The sequence below is a fragment of the Mesorhizobium sp. B2-4-3 genome, from assembly GCF_006442815.1.
Taxonomy (GTDB): Bacteria; Pseudomonadota; Alphaproteobacteria; order Rhizobiales; family Rhizobiaceae; genus Mesorhizobium.
In genome coordinates, this window is the sequence record NZ_VFVL01000073.1 from 1 (window position 1) to 1,431 (window position 1,431).

At 61.1% G+C, this 1,431-nt stretch carries 1 protein-coding gene; it reads left to right on the plus strand.

From position 1 onward, the window contains the following. The first annotated feature begins 354 nt into the window (after positions 1-354). Positions 355-1,161, plus strand: coding sequence for an exodeoxyribonuclease III (xth, locus tag FJ956_RS30375; protein ID WP_140684996.1), 807 nt, complete (start codon positions 355-357; stop codon positions 1,159-1,161). The last annotated feature ends 270 nt before the right edge of the window (positions 1,162-1,431 follow it).

Sequence of the window (1,431 nt, forward strand, 5' to 3'; positions counted from 1 at the left end):
CGAAGCAATCCCCGTTTGCTTTACAGCTGCAAAGACTTAGGACGGGCCGCCGCTCAGACCACGGTCATAACGTCTAGGATCCATGCCGTCCCGCTTGCCGAAGAACGATACGGTGCAGAAAAACATCATCCTGTGCCGGCGTTTAATTCCGAGGTCTGCTTCGTTGCAGCGCTCGCACGTCACGGCATGGATTCCAGGGTCTGCGCGCGTCGCTTCGCTCCTTGCTCCGCCCTGGAATGACGAAGTTGAGAAGGCTTTGGCCAATCTCGAAGGCTTGCGACATGCTTCGGCTTGTCTTCGCCCGCGCTCACTGGCACTAGTGCGGCGACTTTAGTCGTCCCGGACCCCGCCTTAATGCCCTTCACCATCGCCACCTGGAACATCAACTCCGTGCGCCTGCGCATGCCGATCGTCGAGCGGCTCCTGAGAGAGCACGCGCCCGACGTGCTGTGTCTGCAGGAGACCAAGGTTCCCGACGAGCTGTTCCCGGAAAAAGCCTTCCGCAAGGCGGGCTACGAGCACATCCTATTCCACGGCCAGAAGGGCTATCACGGCGTCGCCACCGTCGCCCGCCGTCCGATCGAGCTGGTCGAGAAGCGGCGATTCTGCGAGATCGACGACAGCCGGCATCTGTCGGTCAGGGTACGGGCGGGCGGCAAGTCGGTGCTGGTGCATAATTTCTACGTGCCGGCCGGCGGCGACGAGCCGGACCCGGAGATCAACCGCAAATTCAGACACAAGCTCGATTTCGTCCATGAGATGAACGGCATGCCGGCGAGCCAGGACGAGCTATCCGCGTCGATCCTGGTCGGCGACCTGAACATCGCGCCGCAGGAGCATGACGTCTGGTCGCACAAGCAATTGCTCAACGTCGTCAGCCATACGCCGGTCGAGACGACAAATTTCGAGGCGATGCGCGAGGCCGGCGGCTGGGTCGACCTGATGCGGCTCAACGTGCCCGCCGAGCAGAAGCTCTACACCTGGTGGAGCTACCGCGCGAAGGACTGGGAAGCCTCCAATCGGGGGCGCAGGCTCGATCACGTGTGGTCGTCAGCCAATCTGGTGCCGAGCTTCACCGGTTACGAAATCCTGCAGGCGGCGCGCGGCTGGGACAAGCCGTCGGACCATGTGCCGGTTATTGCGAAATTTGACTTGGATTGAGATTCGACGTCGGCGGTTAAGAGACGCAAACCTTCGCGTTCGTCATCCTAGGGCGGAGCGCCGCGTAGCGGCGCGCAGACCCTAGGATCCATTCCGTTACCGGTGCCGAAGGATGCAACGATGCAGAACAAAGAAGCTTGGGCAGGCTGCTTCGCCCAGGAAACCTCATTCTCCAGCGCGGCAACGCGTCAACGTCACGGAATGGATTCTAGACGTTATGACCGTGGTCTGAGCGGCGGCCCGTCCTAAGTCTTTGCAGCTGTAAAGCAA

Coding starts and splice junctions, on each gene's coding strand:
- xth (WP_140684996.1), top strand. CDS start 355: ATGCCCTTCACCATCGCCACCTGGAACATCAACTCCGTGCGCCTGCGC.